Origin of the sequence: Pseudarthrobacter sp. BRE9 (assembly GCF_031844305.1) — a bacterium.
GTDB lineage: Bacteria > Actinomycetota > Actinomycetes > Actinomycetales > Micrococcaceae > Arthrobacter.
In genome coordinates, this window is record NZ_JAUZUY010000010.1 from 173,034 (window position 1) to 192,273 (window position 19,240).

Genomic DNA, 19,240 nt, shown 5'->3' on the forward strand with positions numbered 1-19,240 from the left:
GTCACAGGGCACAACCGCGGCCCGGCGGCAGAACTTCCCACAGGAGAGTACGCACTTTAAGGTAAGGTACTGACCTCAGGGTAAGTAACTGTACTTCAGGTAAGCTTGGGGGCATGGAAACAGCGCCGCACGCGGCTCCCCTCCCCCAGGCTTTTACAGACGGCGTGTTCCCGGCCGGGTGCCCCAGCCGGACCCTGCTGGACCACATCACCAGCAAATGGGGCGTCCTGATCCTGATTGCACTGTCCGAGGGTGACCAGCGGTGGAGCGACCTGCGACGGCGGGCGGAAGGCATCAGCGAGAAGATGCTCGCCCAGACGCTGAAAACACTGGAGCGCGACGGCCTGGTCAGCAGGAACGCCCAGCCGGTCATTCCGCCCCGGGTGGATTACAGCCTCACGGCGCGGGGCTACGAATTAAGCGCACTCCTGGTGCCGCTGGTGGCCTGGGCATTCGACAACGCAGAGGACATCATCAACGGGGTTCCCCAAGGCAAGTAATGCCCCTGGGGGAACTCGAGTACTTGTTACTGATGTTGCTGGTGTGATTAGCGCCTAGCGTAGGCGTACGGTGGCGGCCGGATTGGAGGACCATCCTCTGCTGGGAGCGTTCCGGCCAACCAGCACCGTTAGCGGGCGGCGGCTGCCGCCTGGAGGAGTTGGTCACACATGGTCAGGGACGACTACGCACAGGATCTTATCCGTCTGGGCCGGCCCGTCAGCCTCGGCGATGCCCTGGCACGGGTCCTGGGCCGGCTCCTGGCGGGCTTCAGCCCGCGGTGCCCTTACCGGGTGGGTGACACTGTCATCGGCGACGACCCCTTCAGCGGCAGGCGCGAAGGGGTCGTCGTATGGCGGGACCGGCGTTCGGTGGGGGTGAAGACCACCTACGGCGTCTTCTTCTTCGACCACCGCCTGGTCAAACCCCAGGACTAAGGACGACCGGCTAAGGATGACCGGCGGGCCGGGTCCAGGAGTTGACGGTCCAGGCGGCCCTACCGCGCGGACCAGCCCCCGTCCATGGTGTAGCTGGCGCCGGTGACCATGCCGGCGTCCGCGGAAGCCAGCCAGGCCACCAGGGACGCCACCTCTTCCGGCTCCACCAGGCGCTTGATGGCGGACTCGGTGAGCATCACCTTGGCCAGGACCTCGGACTCGGGGATGCCGTGCACCTGGGCCTGGTCCGCGAGCTGCTTCTCCACCAGCGGCGTGCGCACGTAGCCGGGGTTCACGCAGTTCGAGGTGACACCGTGCTCCCCGCCCTCCAGGGCCGTCACCTTGCTCAGCCCTTCCAGGCCGTGCTTGGCGGAGACATAGGCGCTCTTGAACGGGGAGGCGCGGATACCGTGCACGGAGGAGATATTGATGATGCGGCCGAACCGGTTGGCATACATGTGGGGCAATGCCGCCCGGATCAGCAGGAAAGGGGCCTCCAGCATCAGGGTGATGATCCTGCGGAACTCCGCCGGATCGAAGTCCTCGATGGGGCTGACGCGCTGGATCCCCGCATTGTTCACCAGGATGTCGCAGTCCAGGCTCAGGGTGGCCAGGGCGTCAACGTCCAGCAGGTCCACACTCCACGCGGTGCCGCCCACCTCATCGGCGAGCGTCGCCGCAGCGGCGGAGTCAACGTCGGCCACCACCACTTTCGCTCCCCGTGCGGCAAGTGCGCGCACGCACGCGGCGCCGATTCCGCTGGCACCGCCGGTGACCAGCGCCTTGCGTCCATTCAACGTGTTGTCCATTGCAGTTCTCCTTTGTGCCCGAATGGTCCATCGGCTCAATATTCCAGCGGACGGCCGGCCCAGGCCCGGCCGTCCCAGCCCACCAGTCTGCTCAACGGTTCGTGGCGCTGAGCAGTCCCTCGCGGGCGGCGTCTTCCTTGTCCACGTCTTCCAGTGCGATGCCCTTGGTTTCCTTCAGGCTCAGTACGGCCACGGAGGTGATGGCGCAGGCCACCACCAGGTAGATGGCGGTGGGCACCCATGACCCGGTGTCCTTGAGCCACTGGGTGGCCAGCAGCGGCGCCAGCGAGCCGGCGAAGATTGACGTGACCTGGGAACCGAGGGATGCGCCGGAGTACCGCATGCGGGTGGGGAACATCTCGGCCATGATGGCGGGCTGCCCGGCGTACATGAGGCCGTGCAGGCACAGGCCGATGGTTACAGCAAGGACGATGACCACTGCGTTCCGGGTGTCGAACATGGGGAAGGCGAAGAACGGCCAGGTGGCACCCAGAATGGCACCGGCCAGGTAGACCGGCTTGCGGCCGATCCGGTCGGCCAGCCGGCCGTACTGCGGGATGACCAGGAAGTGAATGACGTGCGCGATCAGCAGGGCCAGCAGGAGCGAGGAGGTGTCGTATTTATGGACGGTCTTGAGGTAGACGATCGCGAAGCTGACCACCAGGTAGTACATGATGTTTTCCGCGAACCGCAGGCCCATGGCCTGGAAGATGCCCTTGGGGTACTTGCGGACCACCTCGAACACGCCGTAGCTGACGGCCTGTTCCTTTTCCACCAGTTCCTTGGCTTCGAGGAAGATGGGCGCTTCGGTGACGTGCGTACGGATGTAGTAGCCCACGAAGACGATCACAGCGGAGAGCCAGAAGGCAACGCGCCAGCCCCAGCCAAGGAACGCCTCGCTGCTGAGGGTGGTGGACATGATGTACAGCACCAGGGTGGCCAGCAGGTTGCCGACGGGGACGGCGGCCTGCGGCCAGCTGGACCAGAAGGCCCGGGTCCTGTTCGGGCTGTGCTCGGCCACGAGGAGGACCGCGCCGCCCCATTCGCCGCCCAGGGCGAAGCCCTGGATGAACCGCAGCGCCACCAGCAGGGCAGGGGCGAGGTAGCCGATGTCGGCGAAGCCGGGGAGGCAGCCCATGAGGAACGTGGACACACCGATGATCACGATGGTCAGCTGCAGCGTGGGCTTGCGGCCCAGCTTGTCGCCGATCTGGCCGAAGACAATGCCGCCCAGGGGCCTCGCCACGAAGCCCACGGCGTAGGTCAGGAAGGCCTGGATGATCCCGTCCAGCTCATTGCCGGTGGCCGGGAAGAAGTACTTGCCGAACACCAGGGTGGCCGCGGTGGCGTAGAGGAAGAACTCGTACCACTCCACCACCGTCCCCACCATGGAGGCGGCAACAATTTTCTTCAGTCCTGATCCTTTGGGTGCATGCCCGGCTTCGTTGGCCCGGCGCTGCTCTACGCTCATGGTTTCTCCTAGTGTCCACATTGACACGCGCTGTGATCTCCAGCACAAGTGACTCAGATGAGTATTCCTGCACAATCGGGCCACTTCAATGCCCAAAGCGGCACTAAACCTGTGCACAATTGCAGAATGAATGCGAACCCCGATGACCTCCTGGTCCTCCTTGCGGTGTCCCGCTCGGCCAAGTTCACGACGGCGGCCCAGGCCCTGGGCTTGAACCACACCACGGTCTCCCGCAGGATCGCCGCGCTGGAGAAAGCGCTCGGCGGCCGGGTGCTGTCCAGGGCTGCGGGCGGCTGGGAACTGACGGAGCTCGGCGAACGGGCCGCGCGGGCCGCCGAACAGGTGGAGGAGGTACTGGGCACCCTGGGACCGGCGGGCCAGGCACCCGACCCGGTTGCCGGCGTTGTACGCATGACCGCGACGGACGGCTTCAGCGCCTATATTGCCGCCCCTGCCGTGGCGCGCCTGCGCCGGGACCATCCCGGCCTGAGCGTGGAGGTGGTGACCATGACCCGCCGTGCCCTGCAGCAGCGGTCCGGGCTGGACATCGAGGTGGTGGTGGGCGAGCCGCAGGTGCACCGTGCGGAGGCCATCCGGCTGGGAGAATACCGGTTGGGAATGTACGCATCGCGCGCCTACCTTGCGGAGCACGGGACACCGGCCACGGTGGCCGAACTCAACGGGCACCCGCTGGTCTATTTCGTGGATTCAATGCTGCAGGTGGATGACCTCGACGCGCCGCGGCGGCTGGTTCCGGCCATGCGCGACGGCCTCACCTCCACCAATGTGTTCGTCCACGTGGAGGCGACCCGGGCCGGGGCGGGCGTCGGTTTCCTGCCGTGTTTCATGGCGGACCTGCACGGTGACCTGGTCCGGCTGCTGCCCGACAAGATCGGTGAGCTCCTCCCCTACTGGATGGTCCTGCGCCCGGATTCGCTGCGCCGCCCCGCCGTGGCCGCCGTCGTGCAGGCCCTCCGGGAACGCATGGCGGAGCACCGCGGAGCACTCCTGGGGCGGGTCTAGGCTTCCGGAGGCGCCGGCGGGTCGTGGCGGACCGGCGTCCCGGCGGCGAACGCCCGGACCTGGGCGTCGTCCCAGAGGTGCGCCGGGACGGCACCGCCCAGAAGCCGCCGGCGCAGCTGGGGGTCGTCAACGATCGGCGAGTCGCTGCCGGCCATCACCATGTTTCCGTACCGCCGGCCCTTCAGCATGGCGGGATCGGCGATGATCACCGTGTGCTTGAAGGCGGCGGCAATGGTGGCCGCGTCCTCCCGGGCGTTCCGGAGGTCGGGGGCGTCACCGGAGTTGGCCACGTACAGGCCGCCCGGGGCCAGGACGCGTTTGACCTGCTGATTGAATTCGGCGGTGGTCAGCGGGCGCGGGGTGTGGGCGCCGGCAAAGACGTCCCGGATGATGAAGTCCCGGGTTTGGCCCGTCAGGGTCTCCGTCACGGCCCGGGCCTCCCCTACCCTGATCCGGAGCAGTGGTGCCTTGGGAAGGTCGAACCAGCCGCGCACGTACCCGGCGAGCTTCCCGTCCAGCTCCACCACCACCTGGCGGGCGTCCGGGTAGGCTGCGGCGAAGTAGCGCGCCAGGGAGCAGGCACCCCCGCCCAAGTGCAGCCCGCGCAGCTTTGCCGACGATGCGTCCGACGATGCGTCCGACGGCGGCCAGCGGGACTCAATAAGCGCCGCCATCCACCGCATGTACTCGAAGTCCAGGAACAAGGGGTCAGCGAGGTCGATGTGCGAGCTCATGACCCCATTGATTTTCAGGAGCCAGCCGGTGGAGTTGTCCTGGTCCGCGATCAGCTCGCAGTCACCGGTCTCGATGTAGTAGACACCCTCCACCGGGCCGCTTTGGCGGGAGCCCGCAGGCACGTCCACCACGCCTGCCACCGCCCGCATGCTGTTCCGGTTCCATGACCTTCCGCGTTTTGCCATTACCCGTGCCACGCCTCAGTCATGCTTCAACCTTAGTTGGTTGGCACTGCCCCCTTAGTTGGTCGGTACTGCCCCTTCGCCGTCGCGGATCCGTTTCACCACGGCGGTGGTGGAGCGTTCAGCAACATAGTCGAGGATGGCAACCCGGCCGCCGTACTCCTCCACCGCCGGGGTCTCCTCCAGCATCTCCGGCGTATAGTCCCCGCCCTTGGCGTACACCTCGGGCCGGAGCCGCCGGATCAGCGGGGTGGCCGTTGGGGTGTCGAACACTGTCACGTAGTCCACGCAACTGAGCGCGGCCACCACCGCTGCCCGGTCCGCCGTGTTGTTGATCGGCCTGCCGGGGCCCTTGAGCCGGCGCACCGAATCATCGCTGTTCAGCGCCACCACGAGGATGTCGCCCAACTGCTTGGCCTGGTTGAGGTACCGGGTGTGGCCGCTGTGCAGCACGTCGAAGCAGCCGTTGGTCAGCACGATCCGCTGCCCCTGGGCTCGGTGCACCTCCATTTGCCGCTCCAGCTCGTCCTCGCTCAGGGCCGTATCGGCGAAGGCCTCCAGGTAGCGGCTGAGCTGGGCAGTGCTGCAGACAGAGGTGCCGGGCTGGTGGACCACCACGTCGGCAGCCGACTGGGCCAGGTCCAGGCTGGCAGTCAACGGCAGCCCGGCGGCGCGGGCCAGGGTCAGGGCCGCCACGAACGTGTCTCCTGCCCCGGACGCCTGCTTCTCCGCGGCCGGCCGGGCCCAGGTCCGGTGCCGCATACCGTCGGGCATCAACAGCACGGTGCCGTCCCGGTCCAGCGTGACCACCACAGCCCGCGCGCCGGTTCCCTGCAGAAGTGCCGCGGACTCCGCGGCCACGGCCTCCACCCGTTCCTGGCCTTCGGGCAGTTTCCGGTCCAGCAGCCGGGCGGTTTCCTGCGCGTTCGGGGTCACCAGATCAGGGTGCAGGGCAGACCAGGGCCGCGGATCGTGGGCGTCGACCACCACCAGCGGACGCTTTCCGCCGGCGGTCCCGGTTCCCAGGATGTCGGCAAGTGCGGTGCGGACAGGGTCCGCCACCACGCCGGTTCCGTAGTCGCACACCAGCACGGCGTCCTGGCGTTCGACGGCGGCGCGCACCGATGCGGCGAGCGCAGCCAGGGCGTCGGCAGGGACGGTCCTGGCTGCGTCATCGAGGCGCAGCATCACCTGGCCGCCGCTGCTGATCCGGATCTTGGTGGTGGTGACCATGTCCGGGTGCGTGTGCAGGTGCTGGACGTCGATGCCGGCGGCGGCAAGCTGCCCGCGGAGGTCCTCGCCGGCGTCGTCGGAGCCGACGATTCCGGCCACTGTGACCTTCGCTCCCAGCGCAGCCAGGTTCATGGCTGTGTTGGCCGCGCCGCCCGGGACGGATTCGCGGGACTGGATGTCCACCACGGGGGCGGGGGCTTCCCGGCAGAACCGTTCGATGCTGCCGCTCCACCAGCCGTCGAGCATCACGTCACCGATGACCAGGATGGAGGGTTGTTCTGCGGCCAGCCGTCCGGGGAGCCAGTCGGACAGAGCCCGCTGGGTGGACAGGTCGATGGATTCCGGCGACGCGCTCATGGCAGGTCCTGGTCGTCTGTGCTGAGGACGGATTCCACGCCGCCGCCGGAGCCGGCAGCCGGCGGAGCCGCAATGTGCACTACTTTGACCTGGCTGAACTCATCCAGGAGTTCAGGCCCGTAACCGAACCCTGCTCCGCTCTCGCCGCGGGGCTGGGCTGCTCCGCCGGGGGCGCCACCGAACACCTCGTTGACCTTCACAGTCCCTACGGGGAGCGCAGCCACTGCCTGCTGGATGTGCGCGATGTTGCTGCTCAGGACGGTGGCCGCCAGCCCGTACCTGCCGCTGCATGCGAGGCGGAGGCCGTCGTCGAACGTGTCCACCACCTGCACCGGGGCCACAGGGCCGAACGTTTCCTCGGCCATGACCTGCATGGTTTCGGTGCAGCCGAGCAGGACGGTGGCCGGGTAGAACGAGCCCGGCCCGTCCGGAAGCGCGCCGCCCTCAACCGCGCGGGCACCCTGGGCCAGGGCGTCGGTGACGTGGGAGTGGACGGCGTCGCGCATCCGCAGGTCCACCAGCGGCGCCACAGTGCCGCTGCAGTTCCGGAGGGCGGCCTCCGCTTCCAGGGCTTTGCAGAATTCGGCGGCGATGTCCTTGTGGACGTAGATCCGCTCCACGGACGTGCAGATCTGGCCGCTGTTGCTGAAGGCCCCGATGGCAGCCTGCTGCGCGGCCCACCCGGGGTCCACGTCGCGGTCCACCAGCAGGGGATCGTTCCCGCCGTTTTCCCTGAGCACATGCGCGCCCGTGAGCGCAGCGGCCCGGGCGATCCGTGCACCGGAGGCGCTGGAGCCCACATGCGCGATCACGTCCACCTCAGCCTGCGTCAGCGCCGCACCCACGTCGGCGCCGCCGGAGATGGTCTGGAATACGCCCGCGGGAAACGCCGGTGCCAGGACCTCGCCCAGCGCTTCCCCCAGCCGCGGGCAGCGCTCGCTGGGTTTGTGGATGACCGTGTTGCCCGTGACCAGTGCCGCGCCGATCAGCCCGCAGGCCACGGCGACGGGATCGTTCCAGGGTGTCAGCAGGACGGCGACGCCGCGGGGTTCTGCCAGCGTGTAGTCGGAGGCGAGCCGGTTGCCGCGGAGGCTGTGGCCGCGGTGGACCGGGCCCAGCTCGGCGTACTGTTCCAGGGTGGAAACACCGGCGGCTATGCCTGCCAGGGCTTCTTCCTCCGGGCGGCCGGTCTCGCTTGCGTTCAGCCCCGCGAGTTCCCGGGCGGCTGCATCCAGGGCTTTGGCGGCCGCCTTGAGGGCTGCGCCCCGTTCGGCGGGTGCGGTTGCCGCCCATCCCGCTGCCTCACCGCGCGCCACGCTGAGGGCATGGTTGACGGCCTCCGGCCCCGCTTCGGGCACCGTCCAAAGCACGTCACCGGTTCGCGGATCCTGGATGGTGATGCCGGAGCCCTCGGCTGTCTGGCTGCCTGCGGTTGTTTCAGTGGCTGTGGTGGGCATGGTGTTCCTCCCGCCTTTCAGGTGCTGGATATGTCAGTATGTCGCTGGTTCGGCTGCGGCCGTCAAGGGTGCTGTGGCCGGTAACGCTTAGGGCCAGGAGCCCTCTTCCTCGTGGCAGATCAGCATTTCGCGGACCTCGCAGCCAGTGGGCTGATTAAGGGCGAACAGGATGGCCTGCGCGGTGTTGGCGGGGTCGTTGAGCCGGGAGTCGTCCTGCGGCTTGTACTGCTCGGTGCGGTCATCGAAGAACCTGGTCTTCATGCCGCCGGGGATCATGGTGGTGACGCCGATTTCGCCGCCGGTTTCCGCCGCCAGTGCGTGGCTGAATCCCACAACACCGAATTTGGAGGCGCAGTAGGCGGTGGCATCAGCCACGGCGCGCTTGCCCAGGGTGGACGCCACGGTCACCACGCGGCCGTGGGTTTCCTTGAGGTAGGGCAGGGCGGCGCGCACCACGGAAACGGTGCCCATCAGGTTGACGCCGATCACCTTTTCCCACTCGGTGGCTTCGACGTCGGCGAGCTTGCCGCAGCGGTCGATCCCGGCGGCCGTGACCACCGCGTCCAGGCCGCCCAGGGTCTCCGCGGCTTCGCGGACAGCCTTTTCCACGGCCGCACGGTCCGCGACGTCCACTTCGAACGCCTTCACGCCCGAAACGGCGCTGATGTCACGGTCCAGGACCACCGGGGTGCCACCTGAGCGGAGGACGGCGTCGACGACGGCGGCCCCCAGTCCGGAGGCGCCTCCGGTAACAAGGACGCGGCCGGGAGTTGTGGAGGCAGGGGCAGGGGCAGTTGATTCTGCAGTCATGGTGTTCCTTTCAGTGGGAAAACAAGTCGATGGGAAGAGAAGATTCAGCTGACCTTGGCGAGGGCGTCCGCCAGGCCCGTGGTGGAGCGCGCGGGGTGGAACGGGACGGTGAGGCAGCGGCCGCCCCAGCTTTCCACCAGGTCCGCCTCGGGCAGCCGGGCTCCCTTGTAGTCGCCGCCCTTGACCCAGATGTCGGGGCGGAGGCGGTCCAGCGCGGCTTCGGGCGTGTCCTCATCGAAGACCATCACCGCGTCCACGCATTCCATTGCCAGGAGCAGTTCCGCCCGGTCATGCTGCCCGATGATGGGGCGCTCCGGCCCCTTAAGCCGCCGCACCGAGTCGTCGGAGTTGAGGCATACGATCAGGCAGTCCCCCAGCTCCCGGGCCGCCGTGAGGGACCGGATGTGGCCGGCGTGGATCAGGTCGAAGCAGCCGCCGGTGGCAACAACTTTTCCGCCGCTTTCCCGCACGGAGCGCGCCAGCAGCAGCGGTTCGGTGGTACACCTGCCGGCCGCCGGCACCGGCCCGGAACTTCCGGTGGCGGCATCGGCAACGGCAGTGTCCGGCAGCGCCGACACTCCCCCGGCGGCCAGGAAGTCCGCGGCATCATGCACTGCCAAAGCCGCAGCTTCTGCCAGGTCGCGGCCGGCCAGGAGGTGCACTGCCAGGCTGGCTGCCAGCCGATCGCCTGCCCCGCAGGGATCGCCGGCCTCCACCCTCGGCGCGGGGACGGCATGGGCAGCGGTATCGCCCTGCCGGAGCAGGACTGCCCCTTCCTCGCCTTTGGTCACCAGCACGGCCTGGCTGCCCCACCGCCTAAGCAGGATTTCCGCTACGGCGTCTGCCGAATCTGCCGCGCCGGTTACTTTTCCAGGACCGGACTGCACTGCCTTGGTGGCTTCGGAAATGTTCGGGGTCACCACGGCCACCCCGGGCACCGGTTCCGGCCCTGAGGGGTGCGGGTCCCAGATAATCGGCACCTGGCCGGCAAGCCGGGCCAGCACGTCCCGCAGCTGCGGGTTCGCGGCCAGTCCCCTGCCGTAGTCCGCAACGATGACCACACCGGCCTTTTCCACGGCGCGCAGCATGGCAGGGCTGACATCCGGGACCGGCGTCTTTTCACAGCCCTGGTCAAAGCGGACCACCGGATGGGAACCGGCCCGGACCCGGGTCTTGACCGGCGAGGGATAGCCGCTGTTTCCCGCGACGAGCCGCACCCCGGCCAGGTGCGTGCGCAACTGGCTGCCGGCGTCGTCATTGCCGATGACCGTCACCAGTGTGACCGGCCAGCCGTCCTGCGCCAGCATGCGCGCCACCAGGCCCGCCCCGCCGGCCCGGCGGCGGACGCCGGAAACATCCACCACGGGAACAGGGGCGTCCGGGCTGAGCCGGGTGGCCTCGCCGGAAAGGTCGACGTCCAGCATCACGTCTCCGACGACGACAATCCTCACGGCCGGCCCCCCTTCGGGAACCCCGGGACCACGGACGGGGTGTGCCGGGCGACCTCCAGGTCGAACGCCCGGCAGATGGCATGCAGGGCGATCAGGTGCCCTTCCTGGGCGTTGGCGTTCAGCGCGTCGATCATGACGGCCTCATCGCAGGCCTCCGCCAGCGGGTTGGGTCCGGAGCCGGTGAGCGCCCAGGTGGTCACGTTGAGCCGGGATGCCGTTTCCGCGGCGCGCAGCAGGTTGGGGCTCTTGCCGCTGGTGGACAGGAGTACCAGCACATCGCCGGAGCGGGCATGGGCGCGGACCTGCCGGGCGAAGACCTCGTCGTACCCGTAGTCATTGGCAATCGCGGTGACCGCCGACGATTCGGCATGCAGGGAGATGGCGGAGAACGGGACCCGCTCGCTGTCGAACCGGCCCACCAGTTCGGCGGTAAGGTGTTGCGCCTCCGCGGCGGAGCCACCATTCCCTGCGGCCAGCAGCCGCTGCCCCCGCAGCATCCTGGTCGCCAATTCCACGCCCCAGGCGGCAAGCCGGCCTGACTGGCTGCGGAGTGAATCCAGGGCAGGAACCACGTTGTCCAGGTGGGTGCGGACGGCGTCGGCACTGGCCGGATCCACGAAGGTGGCGCCGGGGAGCACCGCAGGCAGGGCCGGCGCCGCGGTCAGGGTGCGGAGGTCCGCATCACGCAGGGATGATTCACGCAGGGATGATTCGGCAGTCACAGTGCGGCTCCTTCCATCGGTACATTGCCGGCCGAAGCGGCGGCCGGGACGCCGGCAATTGCCAGCTGGTATGCCTTTTCGGTTTCCGCTGCCACCCGGTCCCAGGAGTACCGGGTGCGGGCGCGCCGCTCTCCGGCCTGGCCGAGTTTTGTCCGAAGGGCGGGGTTTTCCAGCAGCAGCGACAGGGCCGAGGCAATGGCCTCCGGGTCCCGGGGCGGGACGTGCAGGCCGGTGGTGTGGTCCACTACCGTGTCCCGCAGCCCGCCAACCGCTGCTGCCACCACGGGAACGCCGCATGCCATGGCCTCCAGCGGAACGATGCCGAACGGCTCGTACCATGGTGCGCACACCACGGCATCGGCACTGCGGAAGATACTTGGCATCTCCCCCCTGGACACCTGCCCCTGCAGGGTCACGTGTTCAGACACGCCGAGCCCGGCGGCAAGGTCCAGCAGGCGGCGGATTTCGGGGTCTGCGTGCATGACGTTCGTGTCGCCGCCCCCGCCCACGATCAGGAGTTCGACGTCGTCGAATCCCGCCGCCTTGAGGTACGGGAGCGCGCGGATCACCAGGTCCACGCCTTTGCGTGGCACCAGCCGCCCCACCGACAGGATGCGGTAGCGGCGCTTCCGTTCGGCCACCGGGCCGTTCGCCGAGAAGAAGCCCAGGTCCACACCGCAGGGCGCAATGGAGATCTTGCCGGTGGCGATGCCCATGGCCTTGAGCTCGAAGACCTCGTCGGAGCAGGTGGCGATGATCCGGTCCGCGGAGCGGCCCACTCCGGGCTCCAGCCAGCGGCGTGCCTCGGGGCTGGTGTCCTCCGCGCCTTGGTGCCTCCGTTTGACGGTGCCCAGCGCATGGAAGGTCTGCAGCATCGGCACCCGGTATCCGGTGTCGGGCCGCCGGGCGGCGTCCAGGGCCGCCAGGCCGGACATCCAGAAGTGGCCGTGCACCACGTCCGGGGGCCGGTGCCCCCAGTCCCTGGCCACGCCGTCCGCGAGCTCGCCCATGTACGGAAGCAGCTCGTCCTTGGGCACGTGCCGGGCGGGCCCGGCATCGACGTGGACCACTTCGAAGCGGCGCCCTACCCGGACCCGTGCGGGGAGCTCCGTCGCGTCCCTGCGGGTATAGACGGTGACGTGGTGGCCGCGCTTGGCAAGGGCCTCGGACAGCGCGGCGACGTGAACGTTCTGCCCACCGGCATCCACCCCGCCCAAGGCCGCCAGCGGACTGGCGTGCTCGGAAATCATGGCGATCTTCATGGTGTCTTCCTCTCCCGCGCCGGGACGAGGATCCGCTCGTCCGGCCGCTCGTTGACCGGGTGCCGCGGCCGGTTCCGCAGGTCCGCCAGGAGCTCATCCCACCGGTCCTGGAACTTACCCAGGCCGTAACGCTCCAGTGCCGCCTCCCGGGCGGCAACTCCCCGCCGTCGGGCTTCATCCGGATTGGCGACCAGCCGCGCCGCACAGCGGAGCAGTTCGTCGACGTCGGCGGAGACGGCGCCGGCTTCCTGCGGCACCGCCCGTGGGGCCTCGGTGCTGGCAAGCACCACTACCGGCATGCCCAGGTGCATGGCTTCCAGCAGGGACAGCCCCAGCGAGGTCCAGCGCATGGGGTGGACGTAGACCCGGCAGCGCGCAAGTTCCCGGTGCAGCTCCCTGGTTTTCAGGTCGCCCCGGGACGTCAGGCGTGAAGCCTCGATTCCGGTGGCTGCCGCCAGGCCCTCGGTCTTCATGCCGAACACCTGCAGCGGCGCCACGGACGCAAAGGCCGGCAGCAGGTCGGTTCCCGTTACCCGGCCGCGCCGCACCGGTTCGTTGACCACGACCCCCAGTTCCGGCACGTCACCGGTATAAAGCTGTCCGGGGTCCGGAATCCCATGCTCGATCACGGTGGTGGGAGCGGAGCCGTTGTCCCAGGCCAGCCGGTTGAAGTGGGTTACGTGGACCACCGGGATGCTGTTTTGGTCCGCAAGCGGGTGGCTGGTGTTCGGGAAATTGCCTTTGGGCGTGTTGTGCTCCACGAACACGGCCGGAAGGTCGACGCCGGGCATCCGTCCAAGGGTCCGGACCACTTCATCGATCTCTTCCGGGCGTTGGAGGACGACGGCGTCCACCGAGTCAGGGTCGAGTGCCGCCAGGTCCACCTCCCGCGCTGATTCCGGCCAATCCCTGCCGGCGCGGCCCAGTCCCCACGCTCCACCTTCGGGCAGGACGGGAAGCAGGTATTCATGACGGCCTCGGACAAAGGCGTCCGTCCAGGAACCGTGGACATGCCAGAGCAGGATTCTCATCTGTTACGGGCCTTTCTACGGGTGCTGACGTGGGTGCTGAAGGAGCTCACTCCGCTGATCAGGCGCTCCACCGCTGCCACCACTTCCTCCGGGGAAACCGAGTCGAGGCAGGGATGGCCGGGTACAGGGCAAACCCGGGCGCGGGACATGCGGCAGGGCGCATTCTGGTCTCCGAGGAGTTCCAGAGGCACGCCATAGGGTGCCCACCGGATCGCCGGGACCACGGGGGAAAACAGGCACGCTACCGGTGTGCCCACCGCGGCTGCCAGGTGGGCCGGCCCGGTGTTGCCGCTGACCACCGCATCGGCGCCGGCCATGACGCCGGCCATGGTGGGCAGGTCCGTGCGGCCGCCGAGGTCCAGCGCCGAGGGGCCGGCCACCGTCGCGGTCAGGGACTTTTCGCCCGGACCGCCGGTCACCACCACCCGGTATCCTGCGCCCTGCAGGAGTTCGACGGCGGCGGCGTGGTGCAGCGGGGGCCAGGCCCTGGCGGGAACGGCGGCTCCGGGGTGGACCACAACATAGGGTTCCTCACCTACCAGGCCTGCCACGTCCGGAACCGACTTCACGTGCAGCTTCCCGTCGTCGCCCGCGGGCAGCCGGAATCCTGCTGCCTCGGCAATGCCCAGTGCCCGCTCGGCCTCGGGCTGGTCTTCGGGAAAGTCCTCACCCGGTTTGAGGCGCACATCCAGCAGGGAGCCGGCGTAATCCGTGGAGGCGCCGGTGATGCGCTCCACGCCTGCCAGCCGCAGCAACAGGGCCAGCGGCAGCGGCGACTGGTGGAAGGACGTGAGGATGACTGCTTCGGTGATCCGGGAATTACGGACATATTCGATCAGCCGGTCGGCGTGCGGCCCGGTCATCCTGGGCGCCGGGTTCATGATCCAGGGGCTGTCCCAGCTGTAGACCTCGGCCACGCCCGGGAGCATCCCCGCCGCAGCTTCACCCTGCCGGCCGCACAGCATCACGACGTGGTTGGTGCTGCCGCCGTACTGGGCCCGGCCGTTGGCTACGGCCCGCACTGCAGGACCTGACAGCAGGACATCGCCCATGCTGTCCAGGCGGGCCACCAGGACGCGCCCCATCAGGGTGTCCCCTGCAGCAGGCCGACGGCGCACGCCAGGTCGGAGGCGACCAGCCGTGCCGCGGCCACCTCCTCGGCACGGGTCACGGGTGTGGGAACCAGGACTCCGGTGGCGCCGGCCGCCTCGGCAGCACCCACGTCGGCGCCGATGTCCCCGATCAGGGCGGCCTCGGACGCGTGGATGCCAAGTTTGCGGCAGGCGCTGTGGACCATTCCCGGGGCAGGTTTGCGGCAGGCACAGCCGTCCTGCTCGGCATGCGGACAGACTTCCCACACGTCAAAAGGTCCCAGCAGTTCTTCCACCCGGGCGTTGACTTTTGCCACGTCTTCGGCCGTGATCAGCCCGCGCGCAATGCCGGACTGGTTACTGATCACACCGGTGGCGATTCCCTTTGCCCGCAGGCTGTCGAGCACTGCCTTGGCGCCGGCCATTGGCCGTACTTTGCCGGGGTCCCCGTTGTAGGGCACATCGACCACCAGGGTCCCGTCCCGGTCGAACAGGACAGCCCGGAGCTTGGAGGTTTCAGAGCTTCCCATAAACCAACTGTTCCCTCCTGCTGCTGCTCCTAAACAGGGCCGCGGGCTTTTTCAGCCGCAGGAGCTGGTTCTTTTGCGCCGTTGAACAGGCAAGATAGGAAGCGGGTTGCTGCTGGTACTCCTTCCCGGGCCCTCCACAGCCCCCTCCACAGCCCCTTTTGGGTGGTCGGCGACGATGTGCCCGGAAGGCACTGCCCGCCGTCGTCCGTTGACAGCGCAGGTGCGGTCGACGGGCCGGGCTTTACCTGGTCCTCGTACCGCCGAGGCGGCGGCCCGCACCCGTGCCGCCGGTGGCGGTGTGCCCGGTCCTGGCCTGGCGGAAGGACGCGACCTGGTTGTTGGTTGTCCGGTCTGCCTGCACAGCCCGGGTTGACGCCCCATTGCCGGTCGCATCGTCCGGAGCGCCGAACTGGGTACTGGTCTCCAGGCGCCGCTGCAGTTCCACCAGCACCTTGGCCAGGCGGCGGGACACCTGCATCTGGGACATTCCCAACCGCTTCCCCAACTGCACCTGGGTCTCTTCACAGAAGTAGCGGCGGTACAGGAGCTCCCGGTCTGAGTCGTCCAGGTCCTGCATCGCCTCCCGCAGGCAGGCAAGTTCCTCGAGCCGTTCCAGGGGCGTCTCCGGGCAGGCGAGGACCTCGCCGATGGACGGCGCATCCGAGTTGGGATTCACGGCGTCAAGGGAGTCGGGGTGCATGCTGCTGGATGCCGAGATGGCTTCCTGCACTTCGGCCGGATCAGTCCCCAGCTCACCGGCCAGTTCGGCAACGCTGGGGTTCCGGCCCAGCGACTGGGTCAACTCCGGCTCTGCCCGGAACAGCCGGGTCCGCAGGTCCTGGATATGGCGTGGCGGGCGCACAACCCATGTCCGGTCGCGAAGATACCTCTTGAGTTCACCGGTGATGGTGGGCGCGGCGTAGGCGGGAAAACTCTCGCCCTTGGCCTGGTCGAATCCGCGCGCGGCCTTCACCAGGCCCAGATAGGCAACCTGGTTCAGGTCCGCCCGCTCCCGGCCGCGGGCCTCAAAACGGGCGGCGAGGGCTTCTGCGAGGTCCAGGTACCGCAGCACCAGGTCGTTTTCGAACGTTTCCCGCAACCGTCCTGAGGTGGCGGGAGGAGTTTGTTGTGCCGGCTGGGACTGTTGGCGGTGGACAGGTGCAGTGTCCACCGCCAATGCGGCAAAGGATTCGGGCATGAGTGTTGGTTTCCCTCGGTCTGGTTCCGAAAGCCTGCGGCAAGACTTAGAAGTAGGAAATCATAAGGTTGCTTATAAAACAATGCTTCTCCGTTATAGGCTCGTCATGTAGGGCCGCAACCAGTCCAAACCTGCGAAGGAGTCGCTGCCATGCGCATTGCCATCACGGGGGCCAGCGGAAACGCGGGAACAGCATTGCTGCGCAACCTGCAGGGCCAACTCGGCCGGAAGCCAGGCAGCCTGCAGCTGGTTGGCATCAGCCGCAGGCTGCCCGACACGTCCCGGAAGCCCTACGGCGGCGTGCAATGGCACACCCTGGACGTGGGCCTGTACCAGGACAGGCCGCTGCTGGAGAAAGCCCTCGAAGGGGTTGATTCCGTCGTCCACCTGGCGTGGCAAATCCAACCGAACCGCAACCTCCCCCTCCTGCACCGGACCAACGTCACCGGCACGAAAAATGTCCTCGAAGCTGCCGCAAAAATGGGCGTCAAACAGGTGGTGTGCGCGTCCTCCGTGGGCGCCTACAGCAAGGCGGACAAGGACCAACGCAGGGACGAGTCCTGGCCGGCAACCGGCATGCCCGGCTCGCACTACAGCCGGCACAAGGCCGAGCAGGAAAAGCTCCTGGACCAGTTCGCCGCCGCGGAACCCGAGATTTCCGTCGCCAGGCTCCGGCCTGCGCTCATCTTCCAGGGACACGCGGGAAGTGAAATTGGCAGATACTTCCTGGGGAACATATTTCCGCGGCTGGTACCGCGGAAACCCTGGGTTCCGCTGCTGCCGGCTCCGGACAACCTGATTTTCCAGGCGGTCCACGCGGACGATGTGGCAGAGGCCTACTGGCGGGTGGTGGACCAGCGGGCCAGCGGCGCATTCAACATCGCGGCCGAACCGGTGTTGAACCCGCAGGAGCTGGCGCGGATCCTGGGCGCCAGGAGAATCCTCCCCATCCCCATGCGGCTGCTTCACGCCGTGGTGGACCTGACCTGGCGGGCACGTATCCAGCCCACGGATTCGGGATGGGTGGAGATGGCGGCGGGCGCGCCCATCATGGATACCAGCCGCGCACAACGGATCCTGGGGTGGGAACCACGGGTGTCATCCGTGGACGCGGTCAAAGAACTTCTCGCCGGCATGGGAACGGGGGAAGGCATTGAGCCCTCCCCCGTCCTCAAACCGCGGTGACGCACTCTTAGCCGGCGATGCCGGGGCCGCGGCCGTGAATTTGGCCCCGGAGCCGCCAGCCTCAGATGCCAGTGCGCGGGTGTCCCTCATCGCGCAGGTCACGTGCAGCAGAGGTGTCCGCAGCGTCGGATTGCCGCCTCCGTCCCGATTCCTCCGGCATGGCCGTATTGGCATCGCCCACATGGGTGTCCCGGCGCCCATCATCGCCACGTCCGGCATCGGCATGCCCCTCCTGGCGGTCCCGCCGGGCGCCATCTTTACCGACATCGGGATCGAGTTCGTCCGCTTTCCGCGTGTGGTTGGCAACGTCACCGCGCAGTGACTGAGCCTCCTGGCCCCGCTGCTCGGCTTCCTGCCGAAGACGGGCTGCATCAACCTGCGCCTGCTCAGCGTCGGCGCGTGCCCGGATGGCCTTGGCCTCGCGCTCGCGGGCGTCGATTTCCATATTCTCGGCTTCCCGCCGGATCTCGGCAGCTTTTTCCCGGTGCTCCTGGTCGCGTTTCTGCTGCATGGCCTTGCGGCGCTTTCCGCCGGCCAGAAGGAGCACCACAATCAGCGCCACCACAACAATGGCAACTACCACCCATACCCACGTATCCATGTTTCCCACCACTTTCCACTTCGTTGTGACCGGGCAGGCCCTCGCCATTCCGGCTGACATTTTTGGAACGGTTATAACTCGCTTAGCAAGGGTACTTACTTTTTATTAGTAACCATGCTTATCATTTTACGGCCAGTATTGCTGGTTCTTGATCAACAACCGGCCTTCTTGGAAAGAGAGAGCGAAGATGACAGAGAACCAATGGCCCGAGGACCCCGCTTACACGACTCCTCCGGGCAGTACAGGAATCCCCGGTGAGCGGGAGGCCACTACCTTCCCTTCAACCGCCGGCCCCTACGCGGGCGAGGCCGGAACCGGCTACGCCACGACCGATGAAACCTCTGGATCCTCGCGTAAAGAGGCTGCCAAGGAAGAGGCAGCCGACGTCGCCCGGACGGCGGCCGGGTCCGCGCAGAATGTGGCCCAGACGGCCAAGAGCGAGGCCGCGAACGTGGCCCAGGAGGCCAAGGCCAATGCGCAGGACCTGCTGCACCAGGCCCGGTCGGGGCTGACGAGCCAGGCCGGCACGCAGCAGCAGAAGGCCGCCGAGGGCATCCGGACCATTTCCAGCCAGCTGCACAGCATGGCCAGCGCACCGGACCAGCAGGGCATGGCCAGCGACCTGGTCCGGCAGGCAGCCGAGCGGACCTCCTCGATCGCGTCCTGGCTGGAGAACCGGGAGCCGGGTGACCTCCTGGATGAGGTCCAGCGGTTCGCCCGCAACCGCCCCGGAACGTTCCTGCTCCTCGCCGCCGGCGCCGGCGTCCTGGCCGGACGCCTCACCCGAGGCCTCACCGCAGGCGCCCCGGAAGCGTCCTCCACCACTTACGGTGGCACCGGGACGGCCGGCCTTTCCGGCCAGTACTCGGGAACCCCCTATGGTGACCAGTACAACCAGACAACCCCCGTAGCCGGTGGAACAGTTCCCCCGCCGCCGGTCCAGCTCCCCGGCCCGGCCACCACTACCGCCGGTTACGACGGCGGCGCACCGGGCAGCAGCTACCCCGAGTCAGCGGGTACGGCCAGCGGCCTCGACAGCCCTCAATTAGTGGAGGAGCCCTGGTCCGGAAACCAGCTGTCCGATGACCCCCTGCGTGACCGGGCGCTTGCCGATGATCCCATGGCGAACGACCCCCTTACCCAGGACCGCACCCGGG

Annotated in this window: 19 protein-coding genes; 5 read left to right on the plus strand and 14 right to left on the minus strand. The window is 68.0% G+C overall.

Annotated features, from left to right (window positions below; genetic code table 11):
• Positions 1 to 113 precede the first annotated feature (113 nt).
• A complete protein-coding gene (locus tag Q9R31_RS17325; RefSeq protein WP_311263938.1) occupies positions 114 to 500 on the plus strand; it encodes a helix-turn-helix domain-containing protein in 387 nt (128 codons plus the stop codon).
• A 168-nt stretch (positions 501 to 668) separates the two neighbouring features.
• Entirely contained in the window at positions 669 to 935 is a 267-nt protein-coding gene (locus Q9R31_RS17330; protein WP_311263939.1) for a hypothetical protein, read from the plus strand.
• 59 nt (positions 936 to 994) lie between these two features.
• Here the strand turns inward: Q9R31_RS17330 and Q9R31_RS17335 are convergent, their stop codons facing one another.
• Both Q9R31_RS17335 and Q9R31_RS17340 read right to left on the minus strand, forming a co-directional pair.
• Positions 995 to 1,744, minus strand: a complete 750-nt coding sequence (locus Q9R31_RS17335; protein WP_311263940.1) for a 3-hydroxybutyrate dehydrogenase — start codon at positions 1,742 to 1,744, stop codon at positions 995 to 997.
• Positions 1,745 to 1,835: 91 nt separating this feature from the next.
• Positions 1,836 to 3,215: an MFS transporter gene (locus Q9R31_RS17340; RefSeq protein WP_311263941.1), complete on the minus strand. Its 1,380-nt coding sequence runs from the start codon at positions 3,213 to 3,215 to the stop codon at positions 1,836 to 1,838.
• Between the two features lie 126 nt (positions 3,216 to 3,341).
• Between Q9R31_RS17340 and Q9R31_RS17345 the strand changes: the two genes are divergently transcribed.
• Positions 3,342 to 4,238, plus strand: coding sequence for a LysR family transcriptional regulator (locus Q9R31_RS17345; RefSeq protein ID WP_311263942.1), 897 nt, complete (start codon positions 3,342 to 3,344; stop codon positions 4,236 to 4,238).
• Here the strand turns inward: Q9R31_RS17345 and Q9R31_RS17350 are convergent.
• From Q9R31_RS17350 to Q9R31_RS17400, 11 genes are all read right to left on the minus strand, one after another.
• Positions 4,235 to 5,158 carry a fused MFS/spermidine synthase gene (locus tag Q9R31_RS17350; RefSeq protein ID WP_311263943.1) on the minus strand — a complete coding sequence of 308 codons (924 nt, stop codon included), beginning with the start codon at positions 5,156 to 5,158 and terminating at the stop codon, positions 4,235 to 4,237. The genes Q9R31_RS17345 and Q9R31_RS17350 overlap by 4 nt on opposite strands.
• 54 nt (positions 5,159 to 5,212) lie before the next feature.
• Positions 5,213 to 6,745 (minus strand): D-glycero-beta-D-manno-heptose 1-phosphate adenylyltransferase, encoded by a 1,533-nt coding sequence (gene rfaE2 / locus Q9R31_RS17355; RefSeq protein WP_311263944.1) that lies wholly within the window; start codon positions 6,743 to 6,745, stop codon positions 5,213 to 5,215.
• Positions 6,742 to 8,202: an aldehyde dehydrogenase gene (locus Q9R31_RS17360; protein ID WP_311263945.1), complete on the minus strand. Its 1,461-nt coding sequence runs from the start codon at positions 8,200 to 8,202 to the stop codon at positions 6,742 to 6,744. The genes rfaE2 and Q9R31_RS17360 overlap by 4 nt, the downstream gene beginning before the upstream one ends.
• 87 nt (positions 8,203 to 8,289) lie before the next feature.
• Positions 8,290 to 9,012, minus strand: a complete 723-nt coding sequence (locus Q9R31_RS17365; protein ID WP_311263946.1) for an SDR family oxidoreductase — start codon at positions 9,010 to 9,012, stop codon at positions 8,290 to 8,292.
• 44 nt (positions 9,013 to 9,056) lie between these two features.
• Positions 9,057 to 10,463, minus strand: coding sequence for a PfkB family carbohydrate kinase (locus Q9R31_RS17370; protein ID WP_311263947.1), 1,407 nt, complete (start codon positions 10,461 to 10,463; stop codon positions 9,057 to 9,059).
• Complete coding sequence (locus tag Q9R31_RS17375) at positions 10,460 to 11,185, minus strand: SIS domain-containing protein (protein WP_311263948.1); 726 nt, start codon at positions 11,183 to 11,185, stop codon at positions 10,460 to 10,462. The genes Q9R31_RS17370 and Q9R31_RS17375 overlap by 4 nt, the downstream gene beginning before the upstream one ends.
• Positions 11,182 to 12,447, minus strand: coding sequence for a glycosyltransferase (locus tag Q9R31_RS17380; protein WP_311263949.1), 1,266 nt, complete (start codon positions 12,445 to 12,447; stop codon positions 11,182 to 11,184). Before Q9R31_RS17380 ends, Q9R31_RS17375 begins: the two co-directional genes overlap by 4 nt.
• Positions 12,444 to 13,478 (minus strand): glycosyltransferase, encoded by a 1,035-nt coding sequence (locus Q9R31_RS17385; protein ID WP_311263950.1) that lies wholly within the window; start codon positions 13,476 to 13,478, stop codon positions 12,444 to 12,446. The genes Q9R31_RS17380 and Q9R31_RS17385 overlap by 4 nt, the downstream gene beginning before the upstream one ends.
• Positions 13,475 to 14,563 carry a glycosyltransferase family 9 protein gene (locus Q9R31_RS17390; protein ID WP_311263951.1) on the minus strand — a complete coding sequence of 363 codons (1,089 nt, stop codon included), beginning with the start codon at positions 14,561 to 14,563 and terminating at the stop codon, positions 13,475 to 13,477. Before Q9R31_RS17390 ends, Q9R31_RS17385 begins: the two co-directional genes overlap by 4 nt.
• Positions 14,563 to 15,099 (minus strand): HAD family hydrolase, encoded by a 537-nt coding sequence (locus Q9R31_RS17395; protein ID WP_311263952.1) that lies wholly within the window; start codon positions 15,097 to 15,099, stop codon positions 14,563 to 14,565. The genes Q9R31_RS17390 and Q9R31_RS17395 overlap by 1 nt, the downstream gene beginning before the upstream one ends.
• Before the next feature lie 241 nt (positions 15,100 to 15,340).
• On the minus strand, positions 15,341 to 16,297 hold the full coding sequence (locus Q9R31_RS17400) for a sigma-70 family RNA polymerase sigma factor (protein WP_311263953.1): 957 nt from the start codon (positions 16,295 to 16,297) through the stop codon (positions 15,341 to 15,343).
• 150 nt (positions 16,298 to 16,447) lie between these two features.
• Between Q9R31_RS17400 and Q9R31_RS17405 the strand changes: the two genes are divergently transcribed.
• Positions 16,448 to 17,482: an NAD-dependent epimerase/dehydratase family protein gene (locus Q9R31_RS17405; RefSeq protein ID WP_311263954.1), complete on the plus strand. Its 1,035-nt coding sequence runs from the start codon at positions 16,448 to 16,450 to the stop codon at positions 17,480 to 17,482.
• A 61-nt stretch (positions 17,483 to 17,543) separates the two neighbouring features.
• Here the strand turns inward: Q9R31_RS17405 and Q9R31_RS17410 are convergent, their stop codons facing one another.
• The gene (locus tag Q9R31_RS17410; RefSeq protein WP_311263955.1) at positions 17,544 to 18,083 is read right to left on the minus strand and encodes a hypothetical protein; all 540 of its coding nucleotides are present in this window, start codon (positions 18,081 to 18,083) and stop codon (positions 17,544 to 17,546) included.
• Between the two features lie 187 nt (positions 18,084 to 18,270).
• Here Q9R31_RS17410 and Q9R31_RS17415 point away from each other — a divergent pair.
• A partial coding sequence (locus Q9R31_RS17415) for a hypothetical protein (protein WP_311263956.1) occupies positions 18,271 to 19,240 on the plus strand: 970 nt, incomplete at its 3' end.

Excerpts from the sequence above, each read along its gene's own strand:
- Q9R31_RS17410 (WP_311263955.1), bottom strand. The coding sequence starts at position 18,083 with ATGGATACGTGGGTATGGGTGGTAGTTGCCATTGTTGTGGTGGCGCTG.
- Q9R31_RS17345 (WP_311263942.1), top strand. The coding sequence starts at position 3,342 with ATGAATGCGAACCCCGATGACCTCCTGGTCCTCCTTGCGGTGTCCCGC.
- Q9R31_RS17385 (WP_311263950.1), bottom strand. The coding sequence starts at position 13,478 with ATGAGAATCCTGCTCTGGCATGTCCACGGTTCCTGGACGGACGCCTTT.
- Q9R31_RS17325 (WP_311263938.1), top strand. The coding sequence starts at position 114 with ATGGAAACAGCGCCGCACGCGGCTCCCCTCCCCCAGGCTTTTACAGAC.
- Q9R31_RS17350 (WP_311263943.1), bottom strand. The coding sequence starts at position 5,158 with ATGGCAAAACGCGGAAGGTCATGGAACCGGAACAGCATGCGGGCGGTG.
- Q9R31_RS17365 (WP_311263946.1), bottom strand. The coding sequence starts at position 9,012 with ATGACTGCAGAATCAACTGCCCCTGCCCCTGCCTCCACAACTCCCGGC.
- Q9R31_RS17405 (WP_311263954.1), top strand. The coding sequence starts at position 16,448 with ATGCGCATTGCCATCACGGGGGCCAGCGGAAACGCGGGAACAGCATTG.
- Q9R31_RS17380 (WP_311263949.1), bottom strand. The coding sequence starts at position 12,447 with ATGAAGATCGCCATGATTTCCGAGCACGCCAGTCCGCTGGCGGCCTTG.
- Q9R31_RS17335 (WP_311263940.1), bottom strand. The coding sequence starts at position 1,744 with ATGGACAACACGTTGAATGGACGCAAGGCGCTGGTCACCGGCGGTGCC.
- Q9R31_RS17395 (WP_311263952.1), bottom strand. The coding sequence starts at position 15,099 with ATGGGAAGCTCTGAAACCTCCAAGCTCCGGGCTGTCCTGTTCGACCGG.
- Q9R31_RS17330 (WP_311263939.1), top strand. The coding sequence starts at position 669 with ATGGTCAGGGACGACTACGCACAGGATCTTATCCGTCTGGGCCGGCCC.
- Q9R31_RS17340 (WP_311263941.1), bottom strand. The coding sequence starts at position 3,215 with ATGAGCGTAGAGCAGCGCCGGGCCAACGAAGCCGGGCATGCACCCAAA.
- Q9R31_RS17390 (WP_311263951.1), bottom strand. The coding sequence starts at position 14,563 with ATGGGGCGCGTCCTGGTGGCCCGCCTGGACAGCATGGGCGATGTCCTG.
- Q9R31_RS17360 (WP_311263945.1), bottom strand. The coding sequence starts at position 8,202 with ATGCCCACCACAGCCACTGAAACAACCGCAGGCAGCCAGACAGCCGAG.
- rfaE2 (WP_311263944.1), bottom strand. The coding sequence starts at position 6,745 with ATGAGCGCGTCGCCGGAATCCATCGACCTGTCCACCCAGCGGGCTCTG.
- Q9R31_RS17400 (WP_311263953.1), bottom strand. The coding sequence starts at position 16,297 with ATGCCCGAATCCTTTGCCGCATTGGCGGTGGACACTGCACCTGTCCAC.